Annotated in this window: 15 protein-coding genes; 12 read left to right on the forward strand and 3 right to left on the reverse strand. The window is 44.6% G+C overall.

Annotation, left to right across the window (positions count from 1 at the left end; all coding sequences use genetic code 11):
* Positions 1-73 precede the first annotated feature (73 nt).
* Complete coding sequence (locus tag INQ51_RS17785) at positions 74-1282, forward strand: Ig-like domain-containing protein (protein ID WP_233379300.1); 1209 nt, start codon at positions 74-76, stop codon at positions 1280-1282.
* Between the two features lie 56 nt (positions 1283-1338).
* Here INQ51_RS17785 and INQ51_RS17790 read toward each other — a convergent pair whose 3' ends face one another.
* Complete coding sequence (locus tag INQ51_RS17790; protein WP_233379301.1) at positions 1339-2574, reverse strand: PLP-dependent transferase; 1236 nt, start codon at positions 2572-2574, stop codon at positions 1339-1341.
* Between the two features lie 514 nt (positions 2575-3088).
* Between INQ51_RS17790 and INQ51_RS17795 the strand changes: the two genes are divergently transcribed.
* The 10 genes from INQ51_RS17795 (at position 3089) to frr (ending at position 18095) form a co-directional block, all read left to right on the forward strand.
* The gene (locus tag INQ51_RS17795) at positions 3089-5107 is read left to right on the forward strand and encodes an alpha amylase C-terminal domain-containing protein (protein ID WP_233379302.1); all 2019 of its coding nucleotides are present in this window, start codon (positions 3089-3091) and stop codon (positions 5105-5107) included.
* Positions 5108-6124 (forward strand): GSCFA domain-containing protein, encoded by a 1017-nt coding sequence (locus tag INQ51_RS17800; protein WP_233379303.1) that lies wholly within the window; start codon positions 5108-5110, stop codon positions 6122-6124.
* A gap of 97 nt (positions 6125-6221) precedes the next feature.
* The gene (locus INQ51_RS17805; RefSeq protein ID WP_233379304.1) at positions 6222-8168 is read left to right on the forward strand and encodes an amylo-alpha-1,6-glucosidase; all 1947 of its coding nucleotides are present in this window, start codon (positions 6222-6224) and stop codon (positions 8166-8168) included.
* Between the two features lie 154 nt (positions 8169-8322).
* Positions 8323-9615, forward strand: coding sequence for a glycosyltransferase family 4 protein (locus tag INQ51_RS17810; protein WP_233379305.1), 1293 nt, complete (start codon positions 8323-8325; stop codon positions 9613-9615).
* 77 nt (positions 9616-9692) lie between these two features.
* On the forward strand, positions 9693-11009 hold the full coding sequence (locus tag INQ51_RS17815; protein ID WP_233379306.1) for a glycoside hydrolase family 57 protein: 1317 nt from the start codon (positions 9693-9695) through the stop codon (positions 11007-11009).
* Between the two features lie 183 nt (positions 11010-11192).
* Positions 11193-13769 (forward strand): alpha-glucan family phosphorylase, encoded by a 2577-nt coding sequence (glgP, locus tag INQ51_RS17820; protein ID WP_233379307.1) that lies wholly within the window; start codon positions 11193-11195, stop codon positions 13767-13769.
* 356 nt (positions 13770-14125) lie between these two features.
* Entirely contained in the window at positions 14126-14701 is a 576-nt protein-coding gene (locus tag INQ51_RS17825) for a helix-turn-helix domain-containing protein (RefSeq protein WP_233379308.1), read from the forward strand.
* 17 nt (positions 14702-14718) lie between these two features.
* Positions 14719-16371 (forward strand): AMP-binding protein, encoded by a 1653-nt coding sequence (locus INQ51_RS17830; RefSeq protein ID WP_233379309.1) that lies wholly within the window; start codon positions 14719-14721, stop codon positions 16369-16371.
* 342 nt (positions 16372-16713) lie between these two features.
* Positions 16714-17424: a UMP kinase gene (pyrH, locus tag INQ51_RS17835; protein ID WP_233379310.1), complete on the forward strand. Its 711-nt coding sequence runs from the start codon at positions 16714-16716 to the stop codon at positions 17422-17424.
* A gap of 107 nt (positions 17425-17531) precedes the next feature.
* Positions 17532-18095: a ribosome recycling factor gene (gene frr / locus INQ51_RS17840; protein WP_233379311.1), complete on the forward strand. Its 564-nt coding sequence runs from the start codon at positions 17532-17534 to the stop codon at positions 18093-18095.
* A 234-nt stretch (positions 18096-18329) separates the two neighbouring features.
* Here frr and INQ51_RS17845 read toward each other — a convergent pair whose 3' ends face one another.
* Complete coding sequence (locus INQ51_RS17845; RefSeq protein ID WP_233379312.1) at positions 18330-19109, reverse strand: glycerophosphodiester phosphodiesterase family protein; 780 nt, start codon at positions 19107-19109, stop codon at positions 18330-18332.
* Positions 19110-19235: 126 nt separating this feature from the next.
* Between INQ51_RS17845 and INQ51_RS17850 the strand changes: the two genes are divergently transcribed.
* Complete coding sequence (locus INQ51_RS17850; RefSeq protein WP_233379313.1) at positions 19236-20171, forward strand: lysophospholipid acyltransferase family protein; 936 nt, start codon at positions 19236-19238, stop codon at positions 20169-20171.
* Between the two features lie 260 nt (positions 20172-20431).
* Here the strand turns inward: INQ51_RS17850 and INQ51_RS17855 are convergent, their stop codons facing one another.
* The gene (locus INQ51_RS17855; protein WP_233379314.1) at positions 20432-21853 is read right to left on the reverse strand and encodes a glutamate synthase subunit beta; all 1422 of its coding nucleotides are present in this window, start codon (positions 21851-21853) and stop codon (positions 20432-20434) included.
* Positions 21854-21859 lie beyond the last annotated feature (6 nt).

Raw genomic sequence — 21859 nt, forward strand, 5'->3', positions numbered from 1 at the left:
GCATGTAAATCAGCAATTTGCAGGATAGTGTTCATGTTTCTGCTGACTACTTTTGTATCATGGACGCTTAATCATGTTTCAGAAGATTCATGTCATATGGATGTTGGCATTGGCTGGCCTTGTTTATGGATACAAACCCGTTGTTGCAAACCCGTTGTTATTTCCCGAAAATATAGAAGGAACTGGTAACGATGTCAAATACAATGTGCCTCCGGTAGCTCAAAACGACACCTTTGTTTATTATGCCGGCTGCGATGGTATCCTCACAGGAGATATTCTGGCAAACGACTGGGATGAAAACGAGGATTCGCTGAAAATTTATTTTGCTATCACACCCAGACCCAATCAGCTTTTTATAAACGACGACCGGACTTTTTCCATTCAGATTCCGGAATGGTACAGCGGGACGATGGAGTTTGATTATTATGTAGAAGAAAAAACGAAGGATCGTTACCGGGCAATGGCCAAGGTTATTATCGAGGTTATTCCGGATTCGGATTGTGATGGAGTGGTCGATTTTGAGGACCTTGACAAAGATAACGATGGAATTCCGGATTTTGTGGAGGGTGATGGTGCCATTGATTCTGACGGCGATGGAATTCCTGACAGTAAAGACATAGACAGCGACAACGACGGTATTACCGACAATGTTGAGTGGCAGGGCGAGGAAGATTACGTGGCACCGCTAAATGTAGATGCCAACAACAATGGTTGGGACGATGCATACGATCCTTCGGCGGGCGGCAAATACGCTTTGCCGGTGGATACCGATAGCAACGGAGTTCCCGATTACCTGGATGCTGATGCCGATGGTGATGGTGTGAGCGATTTGATTGAAGCATTCGATGTAAACAACGATGGTTTTTCGGATGTGAAACCCCACTATCAGGATAATGATGGGGATGGTTTGGATGATGCTTTCGACAGTGTAGATATAAAAAGCGGAAATTGCAATCCAACCGGTAGCAATTGTGTGCTGATTGATTTTAACAAAAACGGTGTTCGCGATTGGCGCGATCTGTCCAACCGCTATTTTGGAGTGAAGAGCTTTGTTTTTCCCAATCCTTTAGTGAATCAGTTCCGCCTGGTTCACCCCGAACTAAAGACTGGTGAGCCGGTGGATGTGCGAATCTTCTCAATCGATGGTAAGTTGTTGTTCCGGAAAGAACTCACTTCTTCGCCTAACTTTATTCAAATACCTGAATTTACCGAAGGAGTATACCGTATCCTGGTTCATTCCAATAGTTTCACAAATTCTCAGAATATAATTATTGCCCGTTAGTTCATAGTTAGAAAAGTAGTATCCCGTAAATGATGCCCTTACAGCTCTTTTGCGGGTTATTCTTTTGTTGCTTGTTCTATGTCGACAATCAGGTCATCTACATTTTCGATACCAACCGAAAGTCGCATCATGGTATCGCGGATATTGGCGGCCGCTCTTTCTTCCAGTGGAAATTCAGCATAAATGGTTGAGTGGGGATGAATGATCAGTGTTTTATTATCGCCCAGGTTGGTTGCTCTGCGAACAACTTTTAGCTTGTTCATAAAAGAATAGCAAGCTTCTTTTGATTCCAGATCAAATGAAATGATCGTGCCCGGAACTCCGTTAAAATATTTTTTGGCGGCATCAAAACCCGGGTCGCCTTCAAGGCCCGGATAGTTTACAACCGTCACTTTTGGGTTCGAGCGCAGATAGCTTCCCAAGGCAATGCAGTTCTGGTAGCATTTCTCCACACGTAGTTCCAGCATGTCGAGGCCCTGGCTCATGTTTCGGGCAGTTTGTGGCGACATGCTGCCTCCGGTGTTCCTGTAAATGTTTTTTCTGATTTTGGCGATCAATGCGTTTTTTCCAAATTTTTCTGTGTAACCGCCCAGGTTCGGATTGAGTGTCCAGTCAAAATTTCCGTGATCAATAATGGCACCGCCAAACGAAGTAGCCCCGCCGGAAATATGTTTGGTGGTGGAGATTACCTCGATGTTTACGCCAAAATCAGCTGCGCAAAAAACATTGGGAGGCGTAATCGTACTGTCAGCAATCAACGCAATGTGGTGCTTTTGGGCGATCCGGGCAAGCATTTCAATATCTGCAATGTCGAGCTGAGGATTGGTCACCGTTTCAAAATAAATGGCACGGGTGTTTTTATCGATCAGTTTTTCAATTTCCTTTTCGTTGCGAAGTTCCGAGAAGCGGCATTCCAGTCCAAACTCAGCAAGTGTTTGGTTAAACAGGGCATACGTGTGCCCAAACAGGCGGCTCCCGCTGATAATGTTATCTCCGGCTTTGGTAAGAGCTAAAACGGTATTGGAGATGGCAGCCATGCCCGAACTAAGCGCTATTACCCCGTTGCTGCCTGTGAGGGCCTTTAGTTTTAGCTCGAAATATTCCACCGTGGGGCTCGACGTACGCGAGTATACATGGGCAATGTATTCTCCCTTAAAATTCGCTTCAATTTGTTCTGCTGAGTCAAATTCGAATGCTACCGCTTCGTACAATGGCATATGCAGCGCATTGTGCGGATCGGGTTTGGGATAAGGCACATTGAGGGAGGTGGTTGTAAAGCCGGCTTGTTTCATTTTTAAATTTTTACCAAAAAAACAATTCAATAACATAAAAGTTTTTTAAAGATAGAGTATTTGTTGGTATGATTTTTGCAATTTAAACGCAGGTTTTAAATAATAATTAAACAGCATTTATTGAACCTTATAAGACCATGGCGCCCCCCGCCATGGTCTTTCTCTTTTACATCGCTTGCTTTTCTTATATCATATTCCCGGTTTGTCGTCCTTATTATTCTGTGCTTAAATCAGTGAGACTCTGATTTCAGGAGCGATAGTGAACTGAAATTATGAAGTCGAACTGATCCCGATGCACAGCAATCGGGATTTAATGGGGTCTATTCCCCGCCCCTTGGGGCGAATTAAAAAATATCATGCCTTTGATACCCAGTCTGCTCTGCGGTGGGTAGTTCATTAGTTTTGCCCATCCTGTTGGCGAACTCATGTTATTCTCTTCGGCAGGATGAGGAGATTTTTTGGTGATTTCAGAAAGCTTTATGGAGTGTTTCTCTATCTTTATAAAAAAACAAGCATGAAGAAATTTTTGCCAAAACTTGTTCAGGATGATCCATGGCTGGAACCATATTCAGGAGTAATTTCCGATCGGATGATTGTTGCGGAGAGGAGACAAAGGGAATTAACAGGCGGAAAAAGTCTGTACGAATTTTCTTCCGGCCATTTGTATTTTGGGCTTCACAAAACAACCGGTGGTTGGATTATTCGGGAATGGGCTCCCAATGCAACCTACATTTATCTGGTGGGTACTTTTAACGAATGGTGCGAACAGGCTGAATTCTCGTTTACGCACATTGGAGAAGGAGTTTGGGAATTGGAATTGGAAGCAGATGCTATTGATCACGGAGATTTATATGCCCTTCAAATTCACTGGGCGGTGAATTCAGGAAAACGAGTGCCGGCATGGGCAAGATATGTTGTTCAGGATAAGGATACCCACATTTTTAATGCGCAGGTATGGGCGCCGGAATTGCCTTACGAATGGAAAAATCCCGGATTTGAGAGAACGGAAGAACCGCCTCTCGTTTACGAAGCCCATGTGGGAATGGCGGGAGAAGAACCCCGTGTTCATACTTACAATGAGTTTCGGGAACGGATGTTGCCGCGCATCAAAGCCAACGGATACAATACCATTCAGTTGATGGCGATTCCCGAGCATCCCTATTACGGAAGTTTTGGCTATCACGTGTCCAGCTTTTTTGCTCCGTCGTCGCGTTTTGGAACGCCCGACGAATTAAAGCAACTTATTGATGAAGCTCACGCAATGGGGCTGGCGGTGATCATGGACTTGGTACATTCGCATGCCGTGAAAAATGAAGTGGAAGGATTGGGGAATTACGATGGAACCCGCTTTCAGTTTTTTCACGACGGGCCCAAAGGTGAACATCCGGCATGGGATTCCTATTGTTTTAATTACGGGAAAAGCCAGGTAGTACATTTTCTTTTGTCGAACATCAAGTATTGGCTCGAGGAGTTTAAGTTCGATGGATTTCGTTTTGACGGCGTTACCAGCATGCTGTATTTTAACCACGGTCTGGATATCGCCTTTACCAATTACGCCGATTATTTTGGAGCCAATGTGGATTACGATGCCGTTACCTATTTTAAGCTGGCCAATAAACTGATGAAAGAAGTAAACCCGAAGTCGCTTTCGATTGCCGAAGATATGAGCGGAATGCCCGGACTGGCAGCACCTGTTGCAAGTGGCGGTCTGGGGTTTGATTTCCGGATGGCAATGGGAATGCCCGATTTCTGGATCAAAGTCATCAAGGAGAAGTCGGATGAACAATGGGATGTAGGCGATATTTTTTACCAGCTGACTTCCAAAAGACTCGACGAAAAAGTGGTGAGCTACGCCGAATCGCACGACCAGGCATTGGTGGGTGACAAAACCATTATTTTCAGGCTGATCGATAAGGAAATGTATTTCAGTATGCGGAAAGACCAGCTCAATTTAACAGTTGAACGCGGAATTGCCTTGCATAAAATGATCCGTCTGGCCACTGCCAGTTCGGCGGGTGGCGCTTACCTGAATTTTATGGGAAATGAATTCGGACATCCGGAGTGGATCGATTTTCCGCGCGAAGGAAATAACTGGTCGTTTAAGCACGCCCGCCGGATTTGGAGCATTGCCGACGACCCCGAACTGAAGTTTCACTGGCTGTACGATTTCGACAAGGAGATGATTGCCCTGATCAACGATAATAAACTGCTGACCATCCCTTCGGTGGATTTGGTGCTGGAAAACAAACCGGATAACGTGCTGGCTTTTCACCGCGGACTGTTTTTATTTGTGTTCAATTTCAATCCTCAGCATTCCTACACCGATTACGGTATTCCGCTGGGTGCCGGAAAATACAGGATTGTATTGAATACCGATTCCGGAAGGTTCGGAGGCAACGATCTGGTGGATGAAGACATCAGCTATTACACCTTGCCCAATGGCGGGGTTGACAGTCAGCATTATTTAAAACTTTATTTGCCGGCCCGAAGTGCACTGGTGTTTAAAAAAGTGGATATTTCGAAAGCAAAATAAATGCGGGGAGCAAAATTTCAAACATACGTAGACATACCTCATTACCAACATAAAGCGGGGTACGAAAAGAGAAGTGTTTTTGTCGGCTCCTGTTTTACTGAAAATGTGGGAAACAGGATGCAGGCACTGAAATATCCGGTGGACATTAATCCATTTGGAATTCTTTACAATCCATCTTCGGTGGGAAACGCGCTGCAGTTGCTGCTGAATGAGAAAAAATTTAGCGCCGGTGAGCTGTTTCAGCACAACGGCATTTGGCATAGTTTTATGCACCACGGCCGGTTTTCATCGGTTGATCAGGCGGAAGCGCTGGAGCAGATAAATGCGCGGGTCGCTTTTTCATCTAACTGGTTACGGCAGGCTGATTTTCTTTTCCTGACTTTTGGCACTTCGTGGATTTACCGCTACAAAGAAAGCGGTGAAGTGGTGGCCAATTGCCACAAAGTTCCGGCATCGAAGTTTGTTCGCGAACGTTTGTCGGTTCGCGAGATAGTGGATGTTTACACCGAGCTCTTGCCCCGGATGTGGGCACAAAATCCCGAAGTTAAAATCGTATTTACAGTTAGCCCTATTCGCCACTGGAAAGACGGGGCCATCGAAAACCAGCGAAGCAAGGCAGCGCTGATCCTTGCAATCGACGAGTTGGTAAAACGATTTCCGGATCGGTGCTTTTACTTCCCTTCCTACGAAATAGTGATGGATGAACTGCGCGATTACCGCTTTTACTCCGAAGATATGTTGCATCTCACCGAAGTAGCTGTTGATCATATTTGGTCGGTGTTTGAGGAAAGCCTGATTGATGCAGAGAGCCGAAAAGCAGCTGTAAAAATTCAAAAATTGGTGAATGCGATGCAGCATCGCCCGGTAAACAAACGTTCGCAAGAGTTTGCCGTTTTCCTAAACAAGTTCCTGAAAATGACCGAAGAACTGGAAAAGGAATATTCTTATCTTAACTTAAAGTTAGAAAAAGAATATTTTATCCGGCATTTGAGGGAATTGGAACAAAACGGGGGATGAAAATAATATAATTCATGTACATTTGTTTATATGAGTGTTCACTCATTCTCCATAACTTTCTAAACCAATTTATCTCAAATCGTAATTAAGTTTTGTTATGCATTACCTTAGTTTTGATCAGGAGCAGCTTATAAATCTGGAGTATTCGTTAGACCGCGAAATACTTCGGACCAACAAGGCTGGGTCGTACCTGTGTACCACGTTAAATGGCTGCAATACCCGAAAATATCATGGATTACTGGTTAGCCCCATCGAAAATTTCGGGGGTGAAAAGCACGTGTTGCTATCGTCGCTTGATGAAACGGTGATTCAGAATGAGGCGGAGTTTAACCTCGCAATCCACCGTTACCAGGGAGGAAGTTATGAGCCCAAAGGACACAAGTACATGCGGAATTTCAGTTTTGGAAATGTGCCAAAAATCACGTACCGAGTGGGTGGGGTAGTTATTACAAAAGAGCGTTTACTGGTTGAAAAGGAAGAACAGGTGCTGATTCGCTACACATTGGAAGAGGCACGTTCGGCAACCACTTTGCGCTTAAAGCCTTTTTTGGCTTTCCGGAATATTCATGCGCTGAGCAAGGCAAACCTGTTTGTGAATACCAAATTCGAAAACATCGAAAACGGAGTTGCCACGCGCCTGTACGACGGATATCCGAATCTTTATCTGCAAATAAGCAAAAAGGCCGATTTTGTGCCGGTACCCGATTGGTACTATAATATCGAATACCTTAAGGAACTGAACCGTGGGTACGATTATCTTGAAGATCTTTTTGTGCCGGGTTATTTCGAACTTCCCATGGAAAAAGGAGAGTCGGTGGTGTTTGCGGCAGGGTTAACAGAATCAAATCCATTGGGATTGAAACAACGTTTTACCCGCGAATCGAGAAAAAGAGCAGAAAGGGAAACTTTCGCCACCTCATTGGAACATGCTGCGAAACAATTTGTCGTTCATAAAAAAAATACGGCAGAAATTATAGCTGGTTTCCCTTGGTACGGAAGCATTACCCGGCAAACCTTTATTTCGCTGCCAGGACTGTGTTTATCACTAAAAGACGAAAAACTGTGCGCTACCATACTCGATTCGTACCTGAAATATTTTAACGACGGATTTTTTCCAGATCATATCGGAAGCAAAGAATTGACCTATCATTCAGCGGATACTTCGTTGTGGTTTATTTGGGTGGTTCAGCATTGTTACAAAACAAAAGGCAAACCTGCCATCGCCTGGAAAACCTATGGTCCGGCCATCAAACGGATTCTTTCTGCCTATAAAGAATCGAAGCTCGGTTACATCGGAATGAACAAGGACGGTTTGATTGAGGCTGAAAAAGAGAACATTGCATTAACCTGGATGGATTCTTATGTAAATGGGAATCCGGTGGTTCAGCGTGCCGGAATGGCGGTTGAAGTCAACGCGCTGTGGTTCAATGCTATTTGTTTTGCCCTCGATTTGGCAGATATGGCGGGCGACCACGAATTTATTGATGAATGGAAAGACATGGTAGAAAAAGTGGCGCATTCATTTTTAAATACTTTCTGGAGCGAAGGGCATGGGTCTTTGGCCGATGTGGTGAAAGACGGCGTGCCTGACTGGTCGGTGCGGCCCAACATGGTAATTGCGGTGGCCTTGGATTACACGCCGCTTAACAAGGAACAGCAAAAGCAGGTGTTGAGTGTGGCCAAAAAGAAATTGCTGACAAACCGCGGATTGCGGTCCCTGTCACCCGATCATTTGCGGTACAAGGGAAGTGTGAAGGGTAATCCGCAGGAAAGAGAATCGACTCTGCACATGGGGGCGGTTTGGCCCTGGTTGTTTCCGTTTTTTGTGGAGGGATATCTGAAAATTCATAAAAAAGGCGGACTGCCGGTTGTAAAACAAATATTGGAAAGTTTTGAAGAAGAGATGACACAACACTGCGTTGGGACTGTCTCGGAGATGTACGACGGAAATCCGCCGCACCAGGGAAAAGGGGCTATTTCGCAGGCCTGGAATGTGGCTGGTGTGTCGTACGCCATGAAACAGATCCGGAATTACCACGAGTAATAACGGGAATAAAAAAAGTAAACAATAACGCCTGGTTAATTTGGAATGAAGAACTGAGAGACGAGAAAATTTGAGCAGAATTGTTGAAACGTAAAGTACAGGCACATTTGTTGGGAAGCCTGGTTGCCATTGAAAACTTTAAAAAGCGTTACACATGAAAGTATTGATGTTTGGTTGGGAATTTCCACCGCATATTTCAGGAGGACTGGGAACAGCATGTTATGGATTAACCAAAGGACTGGCAGAAATTAACGATGTGGAGGTAACCTTTGTAGTTCCAAAGGCTTTTGGCGATGAAGATCAGTCGGTCATGAAACTGATTGGAGCCAATAACATCCCCATTGCCGCAAAAGACTTTTATTTTCAGGAAGCAGATAAATCAATGAGTTACCTGGAGGTGGATTCTCTGATCGTTCCTTATGTGAGCGAAGAAGATTTCTGGAAGCTCAAAAACGAAAAATATCCCCGGAACACCCGTTTTATTGAAACCAACGAAGGCTTGAAAATTGATTTCAGCGGAAGCTACGGTGCCGGACTAATGCAGGAGATTAAAAACTATGCAGTGGTGGCGGGGTTCATCGCCCGGCAAAATCATTTTGATATAATTCATGCCCACGACTGGCTGGCTTATCCAGCCGGAATAGCAGCGAAGCGAATCAGCGGAAAACCCTTGGTGGTGCATGTGCATGCTACCGACTTCGATCGGAGCGGGGGGAGTGTAAACCCCGGTGTTTATGCAGTGGAGCGTGAAGGAATGGAGGCTGCCGATAAAATAATCACGGTAAGCAACCTTACCCGCGACACGGTTATTAATAAATACGGGATTTCGCCCGATAAGGTGGTAACGGTTTACAATGCCGTTGAGCCGGTGGATGACGATCCCGGAACACTGCCGCCAAAAGGCATCGATGAAAAAGTGGTTACTTTCCTGGGGCGCGTTACCATGCAAAAAGGCCCCGAGTATTTTATTGAGGCCGCAAGCCTGGTGCTGAAGAAAATGAAAAATGTACGCTTTGTAATGGCCGGAAGCGGCGATATGTTGGATGCGATGATCGCCCGGACAGCACAACTGGGAATTGCCGACCGTTTTCATTTTACCGGTTTTTTAAGAGGAAACGACGTTGGCAACCTCTTCCGGATGACCGATGTTTTTGTAATGCCTTCGGTTTCGGAGCCCTTTGGTATTGTGCCGCTCGAAGCAATGCAACTGGATGTGCCGGTGATTATTTCCAATCAGTCGGGAGTGGCCGAAGTATTGGAAAATGTGATAAAAGTTGATTTCTGGGATACGTTTGCCATGGCAGATTCCATTCATGGGATTTTGAGTTACCCTTCGCTGTCGGCCCACTTCAAAAAAGAAGGGCGCAACGAAGTAGGAGAATTGAAATGGGTCAATTCTGCCATGGATGTTAAAAAGGTATACGATAGTGTAGTATTTCAGAATTAAGTGATTAGGGAATGAAACAAATCCTGAGCAGTCAATCGCAGTGGGATGAGTTACAATAATGAATAAACAATTTTAAGATGACGAAATCAGTTTGTTTGTTTTTTCAGGTCCATCAGCCGTTCAGACACCGGCGCTACCGGTTCTTTGATATCGGTAACGACCACTATTATTACGACGATTATTCAAACGATACGATAATGCGGAAAATAGCCGACAAGTGCTATTTGCCCGCCAATAAACTCATCCTCGATCTGATCGACCGGATGGAAGGAAAATTTAAGGTAGCCTTTTCGATCACCGGAACTGCATTGGAACAATTTGAGTTGTATGCGCCCGAAGTGATCGATTCGTTTAAAAAACTGGCAAAAACCGGTTGCGTCGAGTTCTTGTCGGAAACCTATTCGCATTCGTTGTCATCGCTGAAGAATCCCGAGATTTTTAAGGAGCAGATCCGTTTGCACGACGAGCGTATATTTGGTTTGTTTGGGCAAAAGCCACGTATTTTTCGCAACACCGAGATGATTTATTCGGATGAGATCGGTGCAGAAATTGCCGGAATGGGTTTCTTGGGAATGCTAACCGAAGGCGCGAAACAGGTGTTGGGGTGGAAGAGCCCGAATTTCCTGTATGTGAATGCTATTAATCCGCGCTTGAAAGTATTGATGCGCAACTTTAAACTCAGTGACGACATTGCATTTCGCTTTTCCAACGGAAACTGGTCGGAACATCCTTTAACGGCCGATAAGTTTATCGGATGGCTGGAGCGTTTGGAAGAGAAAGAGGAAGTGGTAAATTTATTTCTGAGCTATGAATCGTTTGGTGAACGACAAGTTGCAGAAAGCGGAATCTTCAATTTTCTGGAAAGTTTTGTGACGAAAGTTTCCGAAAAACCGCACTTGCGATTTGCTACGCCCACCCAGGTGGTTGAACAGTTGCAGCCAGTTTCTGCAGTTCATGTTCCCGAAGCTATTTCTTGGGCCGATGAAGAAAGAGATCTAACCGCCTGGCTGGGAAATAATCTTCAGAAAGAAGCCTTTAACAAGCTTTACGAGCTGGGAAAGCGAATGCAGCGCTGCACAGATGTTGGCCTGATTAAAGACTGGAACTACCTGCAGGAAAGTGACCATTTTTACTATATGTCAACTAAACATTCTTCCGATGGGCGTGTTAATCGATCAGAAAATCCTTTTGATTCTCCGTATGGGGCTTTCATCAATTACATGAACATCTTAAGTGATTTTAAGATCAGGTTGAATGCGGTGGTTCCGGAGAATGAGACAGAGAGTGAAATTGCGATTCTCCAACGTATTATTGAGGAGAAAGATGAAAAACTAAAAAAACTGGAAGCCGATTTGCGCCGCCTTCAAAAAACAGGAAAACAAAAACGACACTAAAAATAGCTGATGTGTAGCCCGCATGTTAAATTCGATGGTTTTAATTGACTGGAAAACAGCTGGTAAAAACTGAACAGCTATTTTTGCTACGCATTTGGGCGTTATGTCGCTGAAAATTAATGATAAGAGAAACAGCAGGAGGCAAAGCTTTCCTGCGTAAGGGACAAATATAAAATTTGAAAAATGAAGACAAACGAAGTACGATATATCCAAACACCGGTAATAGAAGAACCGGTGTGGAAAAAAATCAGTGTAGAATCTGATTTGCCGGCAGACCTTGAGCCCTTGAGGGTGCTCTCGAAAAACCTTTGGTGGGTTTGGAACACCGAAGCCCGTGAGCTTTTTCGGTATGTAGACCCTAAAATCTGGGAAGAATGCGAACACAACCCGATCGTTCTGCTGGATAAAGTGAGTTACAACCAACTGAAGGAACTGACGAAAGATGAGGAGTTTCTGGCAAGAATGCATCGTGTGTATGCCGATTTCAATGCTTACCTGGAAGCAAGAAAAGAGCTGGTCGGTCCTGAAGTAGCTTATTTTAGTATGGAATACGGCTTGCACGACAGCTTGAAGATTTTCTCGGGCGGTTTGGGAATTCTGGCCGGTGATTATTTGAAAGAAGCCAGTGATTCGAAAGTAAACCTGGTGGCAATGGGGCTGCTGTATCGGTATGGATATTTCAAGCAAACGCTTAACCTGCACGGAGAGCAGATGGCGAATTACGATGCACAGCAGTTCACAAAAATTCCGGTTCGGCCGGCCGTCGACAAAGACGGAAACTGGGTAACCGTTGAGGTGGAGTATCCCGGAAGAAACCTGGTAGCACATGTTTGGCAGGTAAATGTTGGCTCGGTAAAACTTTATTTGCTGGATGCCGACCACGAAGGCAACAGCGACCAGGACCGCTTTGTTACGCATCATTTGTATGGCGGCGATAACGAAAACCGTCTGAAACAGGAAATGCTGCTTGGGCTTGGTGGTATCAAAGCCTTGAAGAAATTAGGTTACCAGTCGGACATTTACCATTGTAACGAAGGACATGCGGCGTTTATCGGTATCGAAAGAATGACGGGACTGATCAACGAACAGGGATTGACCTTTGCCGAAGCCAAAGAAGTGGTAACGGCTTCTACCGTGTTTACGACACACACTCCGGTGCCTGCAGGGCACGATTCGTTTCACAACGACATGTTTCGTCATTACATGAGCAGCTTCCCGGAAAAACTGGGTTTAAGCTGGGAAGAGTTCGATCTGCTCGGGAAGGCGAATCCGCAGGAAGATCATTTTAACATGAGTTACCTGGCTTGTAACCTTTCGCAGGGAATCAACGGGGTGAGTATGTTGCATGGCGATGTGAGCAAAGAGGTGCTAAAAAACCTTTACAAGGGCTACCTGACTGAAGAACTGGAAATTGGCTATGTGACCAATGGTGTTCACTATCCTTCGTGGACGGCTCCGGAGTGGAAAGCACTTCATAAAAAATATTTTGGGAATGATTTTCCGGGCAATCAGCTCGATTTTGATGTCTGGAAAAATATATATAATGCCCCGGACAGCGAGATATGGGAATTGCGCAAAACATTGCGTTTGAAAATGATCAATTACATCAAGCAACGTTTTGCCAGCAACTGGATCAAGCGGCACGAAAACCCGAAAATTATTACGGAGGTGATGGGGAAACTCAATCCCAACGTGCTGACAATTGGTTTTGCCCGCCGCTTTGCGACCTACAAACGTGCACATCTTTTGTTCCGTAACCTCGATCGTTTGGCCAAAATTGTAAACAACCCGGAGAGACCGGTACAATTCATCTTTGCCGGAAAAGCCCACCCGGCTGATAAAGCCGGTCAGGACCTGATCAAAAACATCGTGGAAGTTTCAAAACGTCCGGAATTCAGAGGCAAGATATTGTTTGTTCAGAACTATGATATTAACCTGGCGAAGATGCTGCTTCAGGGAGTGGATGTGTGGATGAACACGCCAACCCGTCCGTTGGAAGCTTCCGGAACCAGTGGGGAAAAAGGAGTGATGAACGGAACATTGCACTTCTCGGTACTAGACGGCTGGTGGGTGGAAGGTTACCGTAAAAATGCTGGCTGGGCTTTACCGGCCGAAAGGGCCTACGATGTTCAGGATTTTCAGGATGAACTGGATGCTGAAACCATCTACAACATTCTGGAAGAAGAAGTGGTGCCAGCATTCTATAACCGTAACCACGAAGATGTGCCGGAAAAATGGGTGGGTTTTGTAAAAAATACCATCTCTCAGGTAGCGCCTAATTTTACTACCGGTCGCATGATCAAAGATTACCAGGACCGCTATTACAATCCGCAGTTTGAACGTTCAGCAAAAGTAAACGCCGATGGGTTTAAACTGGCCAAAGAACTGGCAGCATGGAAAGCCTATGTCAGCTCGAAATGGGACGGGATTAAAGTCATTAACCAGGATATGATTGAAGGCTTTACTAATAAACTGGTGATGGGTCGCGAATACCCGGTTTATGTAAAAGTGGATTTGAACGGTCTTACTGCCAAGGAAGTTGGTTTGGAGCTGATCATCACCGAAGAAGGTGAAAATGGCGGGCTTGAGATGTTCGATACCTGGGAGTTTGAACCCGAGGATTGCAATAATAATATTTGCACTTACAGATACGTGGTACGTCCCGATCATCCGGGAGCGTTTAATTACAGTTTCAGGCTGTTCCCGAAAAACGAGAACCTGCCACACCGCCAGGATTTTAAATACCTGAAATGGTTGTAATACTTGAACAATAGAATACAAAAGGTGCTTTCGGGCACCTTTTTTTATGCACTTGTCAGAAATGAACATGCTTTTGAAACCCGGAAACAGAGGGAGAGTATCGACATTCGTTTTAGGCGGAAGTGGTGCCCTTAAAGGTTGTGCCGGCGTTTGTCTGCTTTGCGTTTGATGAATTTTATGTAAACTTTAGATCGGAATGTTGTTTTCACGAATGGAGTATATACCGAACTGAATCTTTTTTCATTAGCTTCAAACTGTTATTTTTGCACGGATAATAAAGCTATCTTGAAAGAATCGGTTGAATTCGGTTTCATTTCAATGATAAGAAATACGGTTCCCGGTAAATAGATCAAACCATGAAGAATCAAAAAAAAATCGGAAAGAAAATAAAGGCGTTTCGCGAGTTCCGTAAAATATCGCGCGAAGATCTGGCTTTGAAAGCGAACCTGGATGAGGGGCAACTTGAGGCGATTGAGGAAAAAGGAAGTGTTCCTTCGTTGGGACATCTTATAAAAATATCAAGAGCCCTGGGAGTACGAATCGGTACTTTTCTGGATGATCAGGAGAAAATTGGTCCGGCGGTTGTAAAAGCCGGTGAAGAAAAAGCAAGTTTTAGTTTTTCGACCAAAGATGCTACTCCGCGCGAACACCTGAATTTCTTCTCGCTCGCACAGGCAAAAGCCGATCGCCACATGGAGCCTTTTGTGGTGGAAATTGAACCCAGTAACGAATCGGACTATAAATTGTCGTCGCACGAGGGCGAAGAATTTATTTTTGTATTGGAAGGAAGTGTAGAGATTAACTACGGAAAAGATCTTTACCAACTGGAAAAAGGGGACAGCATATACCTGGATTCCATTGTTGCGCATAACATTCATGCTGCCGCCAACCAAAAAGCAAAGTTACTGGCCGTTATTTACACGCCTGTTTAAATTAAAAATCAGCCAACATGCAGCTACTCGATTATACACTGGGCCAGATGCTGGAAAAGTGGGCCTACGAAACTCCCGACCATGATTTTATTGTATACCCGGATCGCGACCTGCGTTTTTCATACAAGCAGTTTAACGACCGTGTAGATCAGTTGGCCAAAGGCCTGCTGTTTATTGGTATTCGTCCGGGCGATAAAGTGGGTATCTGGGCTAAAAACGTACCCGACTGGACAACCCTGATGTTTGCCACGGCAAAAATAGGAGCCGTTTTGGTGACCATTAATACCAATTACAAGCTGTCGGAGATCGAGTATATTCTGCACAACGCTGACTTGCAATCACTCTTTTTGGTAGATGGTTACCGCGACAGTGATTATGTGCAAATGATTTTTGATTTGGTTCCTGAATTAAAAACGCAGGCACGTGGCGAACTTCGCAGCGAAAAGTTTCCCAAACTGCGTAACGTTGGTTTTGTTGGGCAGCAGAAACACCGGGGGATGTACAACACCTCCGAACTTATTCTTCTGGGAAATCACATTGACGACCTGGAGCTGGAAAGTGTAAAGGAAACGGTTGCCTGTCACGATGTGGTGAACATGCAGTATACTTCGGGTACCACCGGATTTCCAAAAGGAGTGATGTTGTCGCATCATAATATTCTGAACAACGGATTTGCTACCGGCGAGTGTATGAAATATACGCAAAAGGACCGGCTGCTGGTGTGTGTGCCACTCTTTCATTGTTTTGGATGTGTACTGGCGGTTTGTTCCATTGTTACCCACGGAGCCACTTTGGTTTTTACCGAAGATTTTGATCCCTTGATGGTATTGGCTTCTGTTCAGAAAGAAAAGTGCACCGCATTGTACGGTGTTCCTACCATGTTTATTGCCGAGTTAAATCACCCGATGTTTGATATGTTCGACCTCTCGTCGTTGCGCACTGGGATTATGGCGGGTGCACTTTGCCCGATTGAAACCATGCGGCAGGTGATGGAAAAGATGAACATGAAAGATGTTATTGTGGTGTACGGTCTTACCGAGTCTTCTCCGGGAATGACTGCAACGCGTACACATAATTCGCCCGAGGTACGTGCAACCACTGTTGGTTTTGAATACCCCAATGTGGAGGTGAAGATTGTAAATCCGGAAACCGGCAAACTTTGCAGGCAGGGAGAGCAGGGAGAGATTTGCTGCCGCGGCTACAATGTGATGAAAGGATATTATAACAATCCGGAAGCCACCGCAAATGTTATTGACGCAGAAGGATGGCTGCATTCGGGCGATTTGGCTGTGAAAACAGAAGATGGCTTTTACCGGATCACCGGACGAATCAAGGATATGATCATCCGGGGAGGGGAAAATATTTACCCACGCGAAATTGAAAACTATTTGTTTCAGATCCCTCAGATTGAAGCCGTGGAAGTTGCCGGAGTTCCCAGCAAAAAGTACGGAGAGGAAGTGGGGGCTTTTATTAAAGTAAAAGCAGGCCAGCAGTTAACCGAGGAAGAAGTGGTTGACTTTTGCAGAGGGAAGATCGCACGTTTTAAGATTCCCCGTTATATCTTTTTTGTTGAAGAGTTTCCGATGACTGCCAGCGGAAAGATTCAAAAGTATAAATTGAGTGAGTTGTCGCTGGAATTGTGCAAAAAGAAAGGAATAGACATTATCTAGCTTTTGACCTCTGATAGAACACAGAAACTGCCTTTATGACGCTGTTATGGGAGAAAATAATTATGTTTACGATCTGATTTAGTCGTCGGGTTATATCCCCACGAAGTGTCATTAATGCCCAAATCTGATATTGCTCATGTTTTTCAGCGGTAAAAAATAACATCTTCGTTTACTGTTAGTTAAAGATGTCTTTTAAAAATATTTGATATTGAGTACTATTATACGAAGGGTAATAGTATGAAGACACCCAGAGTGTCGGGCCGGCTGTCGGAAGACTGCCGGCTTTTTTGTGCCAAAAAAGGAAAACTATTTTAACTTTGTCGGGCAATTAAAATAAAACTCATGGCGAAATACAAACGCATCCTTTTAAAGCTGAGTGGTGAGTCACTAATGGGAGATCAGCAATACGGAATTGACCAAAGCCGCTTAAATGATTACGCAGAGCAGATAGCTGCTTTGGTGAAGAGTGGCGTAGAGGTAGGTATTGTAATTGGGGGCGGAAACATATTTCGTGGTCTAAGCGGGGCTGCAAAAGGTTTTGACCGCGTAAAAGGCGATCAGATGGGAATGCTGGCGACGGTAATTAATAGCCTGGCATTGAATTCTGCATTGATCAATGCCGGAGTTCGGTCAAGGGTGATGACTGCTATTCGCATGGAGCCGGTTGGCGAGTATTATTCAAAAGAAAACGCGGTTGATGCATTGGCAAAAGGCGAGGTTGTCATTATATCGGCAGGTACGGGAAATCCGTATTTTACCACCGATACCGCCAGTGCTTTGCGCGGAATTGAAATTGAAGCGGATGTTATGTTAAAAGGTACCCGGGTGGATGGAATTTATTCGGCCGATCCCGAGAAAGACGCTTCAGCAACCAAATTCGAAAGCATCACTTTTGACGAGATCTATGCGCGCAATTTGCGAATAATGGATTTGACCGCGACAACTTTGTGTAAGGAAAACAATTTGCCTATCCTGGTTTTTAATATGGATCAAAAAGGTAATTTGCAAAGAGTTATGAATGGGGAGCCAATTGGAACGATTGTGCATAACTGATTCGGGTTTATTTGAATTGGGAATAAATTATTTAAAAAATTTTCGCGTTTATATATTTTTTCTATATTTGCTAACAATCCACGGTTGGTAATACAGTGTTTTAACTAATGCAAGAGGAAGTAGAATTCGTTTTAGACGTCTGTAAAGAGAAGATGGGGGGAGCAGTTGGGCACCTCGAAAAGGAGCTGGTTCACATTAGAGCAGGAAAAGCTTCACCAGCCATGTTGGATGGCGTTCATGTAGAATATTATGGAAGTTTGGTACCGCTAAGTCAGGTATCAAATGTGAGTACACCCGATGCAAGAACAATTGCAATTCAACCTTGGGAAAAGAAATTGATTCCTGAAATTGAAAAGGCAATCATGGCAGCTAATTTGGGTTTTAATCCGGATAACAACGGAGATATCATTCGAATTAACATTCCTGTATTGACAGAAGAAAGAAGGAGAAGCTTGGTAAAACAGGCGCATCAGGAAGGTGAAAATGCCAAAATCAGTGTACGGTCAGCAAGAAAAGATGCCAACGACACCCTGAAGAAATTACAAAAAGATGGGTTGTCGGAAGATATCCAAAAGGATGCCGAGGCAGAAGTACAAAAAATGACTGACAACTATTCGAAGAAGATCGATTCTTTAGTGGAAGCTAAAGAAAAAGATATAATGACTATTTAATTGTTTCTAGTTTTCTGTTTTCTGAACATTGTTTAATTGTTTTCATGGCTTTGAGGCAGCTTGTAGAAGCTGCCTTTTTTTTTGCCTTTTTTTATCTTGGGATTTGTTTTCCCGGGGGCTGTCACGAAAAACGGGAGGAGGAGTGTACTTCGCTTCATAAACAAAAAATCCGCAGAAGCGTACCTCCACGGATTCTATAAATATCATTGAAATCTTTTGGTTTATTTCCTGTCGTTATAGCCTGGACATTTCCTCTTTCAGCCATTTTGGGCGGTTGGTTGTGATGCCTTTCACGCCAAGGTCAGCAAGTCGTTTGGCTTCTGCCGGATCATCTACTGTCCAGGTTAATACTTCGAGGTTCAGTTTTTCGGCAGCTGCGATTACGTCCTTGTCGATAATGGAATGTTGCAAGTTCACTCCGACCAGTTTGTTGGCGGCAGCTTCTTCCATTTTGTTGCTTAATCCTTTTTTTGAAGAACTTAGCCAGTAGCATTTATTGGCAGGAAATGCTTTTTGCGCTTTAACAATGGCATCCCAGTTAAAGCTGATAAATACAATTTGATCCTGTTTGCTACTTCCCTCCAGGATGCGCTCCAGTGCCGGAATTACTTCGGCACCACATTTTATCTCCACCACCAGCTTTTTCCCGGTCGGAATGGTTTGAATGACTTCTGACAAATACGGGATTTTTTCTCCTTTAAATTCTTCTCCTTTCCAGATGCCCGCATCCTGGTCGCGAAGCAGGATAGATGGTGTTGATTTTATTTCCAGGTTCTTTTTTCCGTTGCAGGTACGTTTGGTGTCCTTGTCGTGAATAACCATTACGCGGTTGTCTTTGGCAAGATGAATGTCAATCTCCACCGCATCGGCGCCGAGTTCCCACGCCAGGTTGACCGCTGCCAGTGTGTTTTCCGGAGCCAGGTACGAAGCCCCGCGGTGTGCAATAAAAGTACTTTGTGCCATAAGGTTGTATCCAAGAACAACGAATAATACGATAGAAATGATTGTCTTCATGCTATTGTTTTGTGTCGAATGTAACGATAATTTTAGCGAATGTAAACGTAAAAATGTAGTTTTGAGACCACTTTTACGTCAAATTTAAAAGTATTTAACAGCATTAATACTTCTCCCTGTTTTTAAATGACAACAACAAATACAAGAAGTCAGGATCCCACAGGTTGGTTGACCAACGCATTGAACAAATGTGTGGTTTTGCTTTTGAAAGGAATAGCACTTTTGCCTTTTAGGGTTTTGTATTTTTTGTCTGATTTGGTTTACCTGCTGCTAAAACATATTATCAGGTACCGTAGTGCTGTGATCCTGGAAAATCTTCAGACTGCCTTTCCTGAAAAAATACACGATGAAATTCTTCAATTGCGAAACCGCTTCTACAAGCATTTGGCCGACGTTTTTATAGAGTCGGTGAAGCTGCATTATATGACTCCTGCACAGATGCAGAAGAGGGTGCGTTTTGTGGGAGTCGAGGAAATGAACCGGTTCGCAGAATTGGGGAAGGGAGTCATTGTGCTGGCTTATCATTACAACAATTGGGAGTGGGGAAGTTATCTCCAAAAGTTGTCAAAGCATCGTATTCTGATGGTTTACAATAAAATGAGGGATAACCAGCCAATGGATGATTTTTTGCTGCATTCGCGCGAGAAATGGGGCGGGCGGGCTGTGCAAATGGGGCGGGCTGCAAAAGTTGCGTTCGATGAAGTAAAAAAAGGAGTACCTACTTTGTTGTGGCTGGTGGCCGACCAAAGTGCATTGGCCGAATTGGGTTCGTGGGCCACGTTTCTGAACCGTGAAGCTGCCTTTTTTACCGGTCCCGAAAAGATCGCACGAAAAACCAATCAACCCGTATTTTTTCAGAAAGTAAGAAAAGTAGGGAGGGGCAAGTACGAATATGAATTCTCGCTGATGGTAGAAGAACCCGCCAAGGCTGCTCCCAATGAGATTTTGCTTACCTATATTCGCAAAATGGAAGAGGCCATACACGAGGCACCCGAATATTATTTGTGGAGCCACCGGCGCTGGAAACACAAACGGCCGGAAGGGGTTGAGTTGAAGATATAGTCCGTCAGGTTTACGAGTAACAACAAAAAAGGCCGTTTCAGTTTACCTGAACCAGCCTCTTTCCGTAATTTCTTCCAGGGGCCATTGCTCCGGCCCAGGTAAAAACCATTATAAGAATTAAAATTTTGCCTAAAAAAAGGGGAACCTGGCTTTATCACGTTCTGGTCAAGGAATAGTGATTAGTTAGGAAATTTCCTGTTGCCCGGCTCCCCCTGAAAAAACTGCACTATATGATTCTTAATCCAAATCCATCGTGTTAATTATTTCCGAAGAAAAGCATCTACGTTTTCTGCCACTACTTTACCGGCCTGAATAGCATGTACCACAAGGCTTGCTCCACGTTCAATATCTCCTGCTGCAAATACCTTGTCGACCGATGTCTGTTTTTGTTCATCTACTTTTACGTTTCCGCGCGGATCGTATTCAACTCCCAGGCTGTCGAGTAAACCGTTGTGAACAGGTTGTGTGAAACCCATCGAAAGCAAGGCCAAATCAACGTCCACAATCTCTGTGGTTCCTTCCACTTCTGTCATTTTCCAACGGCCGGCATCGTCTTTTGTCCATTCTACCTGAACGATTTCCGCTTGTTTCAGTACTCCGTTTTCGCCAATAAAGCGTTTGGTGTTCAGGCTCCAGCGGCGGTTGCATCCTTCCAAATGAGAACTGGAAGTACGCAATGTGTTGGGCCAATAGGGCCAAGGATTGTTGTTGTCTCTTTTTTCAGAAGGCTTGGGTAAAATTTCGATCTGGGTTACAGAACTTGCTTTTTGCCTGATGGAAGTACCCACACAGTCAGACCCTGTGTCTCCACCTCCGATTACCAGTACATTTTTACCTTCAGCCAGAATTCTTTCGTTAGCTTTGATCTCCTGACCTGCCACCACTTTGTTTTGCTGGGTGAGGAAATCCATTGCATAATAAACCCCTTTTAAATCGCGGCCTTCCACTTCCAGGTTACGTGGTTGCTCGGCTCCGATGGCCAGAACAACCGCATCAAAATCTTTCAGCAATTGTTCTTTGGAGATATCGACACCTACGTTTGCATTGGTTTTGAAATCAATGCCTTCGTCAACAAATAAGGCTAAACGACGATCGATGATCCGTTTGTTGAGTTTGAAATCCGGGATGCCGTAGCGAAGTAATCCGCCAATCGCATCATTTTTTTCAAATACGGTAACAGAATGACCGGCACGGTTTAGTAGGTCGGCTGCCGACAATCCGGCAGGTCCTGAACCAATAACCGCTACTTTTTTACCGGTTCTTGTCAGCGGAGGGTTGGCCACTACAATACCGGCATCAAAGGCCTGTTCTACGGTAGCGCATTCGTTTTCGCGGATGGTAACCGCTTCGTCGTGAATGGCCAACACACACGATTTCTCGCAGGGTGCCGGGCAAATCCTTCCTGTAATTTCAGGAAAACTGTTGGTTGAATGCAATATGTAATAAGCTTCTGCTTTGTTGCCGCGGTAAACAGCATCCTGCCATTCCGGAATTTTGCTCCCCACCGGGCAACCCCAGTGGCAAAACGGAATGCCGCAATCCATACAACGCGATGCCTGTAGCTTCCGGTCTTTCTCGTTCAGTGTTTGTTCAACTTCACCATAGTCGAAGATCCTTTCCTCCTTCGGACGATAGCCTGCTTCGATGCGGCCAACTGTCATAAATCCTTTTGGGTCTCCCATATCTTT

Source organism: Maribellus sp. CM-23 (assembly GCF_021354595.1).
Classification (GTDB): domain Bacteria; phylum Bacteroidota; class Bacteroidia; order Bacteroidales; family Prolixibacteraceae; genus Draconibacterium.

What these genes read in the sequence shown, in the direction of transcription:
- frr (WP_233379311.1), top strand. Translation starts at nt 17,532, where the DNA reads ATGCAAGAGGAAGTAGAATTCGTTTTAGACGTCTGTAAAGAGAAGATG.
- INQ51_RS17800 (WP_233379303.1), top strand. Translation starts at nt 5,108, where the DNA reads ATGCGGGGAGCAAAATTTCAAACATACGTAGACATACCTCATTACCAA.
- INQ51_RS17850 (WP_233379313.1), top strand. Translation starts at nt 19,236, where the DNA reads ATGACAACAACAAATACAAGAAGTCAGGATCCCACAGGTTGGTTGACC.
- glgP (WP_233379307.1), top strand. Translation starts at nt 11,193, where the DNA reads ATGAAGACAAACGAAGTACGATATATCCAAACACCGGTAATAGAAGAA.
- pyrH (WP_233379310.1), top strand. Translation starts at nt 16,714, where the DNA reads ATGGCGAAATACAAACGCATCCTTTTAAAGCTGAGTGGTGAGTCACTA.
- INQ51_RS17815 (WP_233379306.1), top strand. Translation starts at nt 9,693, where the DNA reads ATGACGAAATCAGTTTGTTTGTTTTTTCAGGTCCATCAGCCGTTCAGA.
- INQ51_RS17790 (WP_233379301.1), bottom strand. Translation starts at nt 2,574, where the DNA reads ATGAAACAAGCCGGCTTTACAACCACCTCCCTCAATGTGCCTTATCCC.
- INQ51_RS17810 (WP_233379305.1), top strand. Translation starts at nt 8,323, where the DNA reads ATGAAAGTATTGATGTTTGGTTGGGAATTTCCACCGCATATTTCAGGA.
- INQ51_RS17845 (WP_233379312.1), bottom strand. Translation starts at nt 19,109, where the DNA reads ATGAAGACAATCATTTCTATCGTATTATTCGTTGTTCTTGGATACAAC.
- INQ51_RS17785 (WP_233379300.1), top strand. Translation starts at nt 74, where the DNA reads ATGTTTCAGAAGATTCATGTCATATGGATGTTGGCATTGGCTGGCCTT.
- INQ51_RS17855 (WP_233379314.1), bottom strand. Translation starts at nt 21,853, where the DNA reads ATGGGAGACCCAAAAGGATTTATGACAGTTGGCCGCATCGAAGCAGGC.
- INQ51_RS17795 (WP_233379302.1), top strand. Translation starts at nt 3,089, where the DNA reads ATGAAGAAATTTTTGCCAAAACTTGTTCAGGATGATCCATGGCTGGAA.
- INQ51_RS17805 (WP_233379304.1), top strand. Translation starts at nt 6,222, where the DNA reads ATGCATTACCTTAGTTTTGATCAGGAGCAGCTTATAAATCTGGAGTAT.
- INQ51_RS17830 (WP_233379309.1), top strand. Translation starts at nt 14,719, where the DNA reads ATGCAGCTACTCGATTATACACTGGGCCAGATGCTGGAAAAGTGGGCC.
- INQ51_RS17825 (WP_233379308.1), top strand. Translation starts at nt 14,126, where the DNA reads ATGAAGAATCAAAAAAAAATCGGAAAGAAAATAAAGGCGTTTCGCGAG.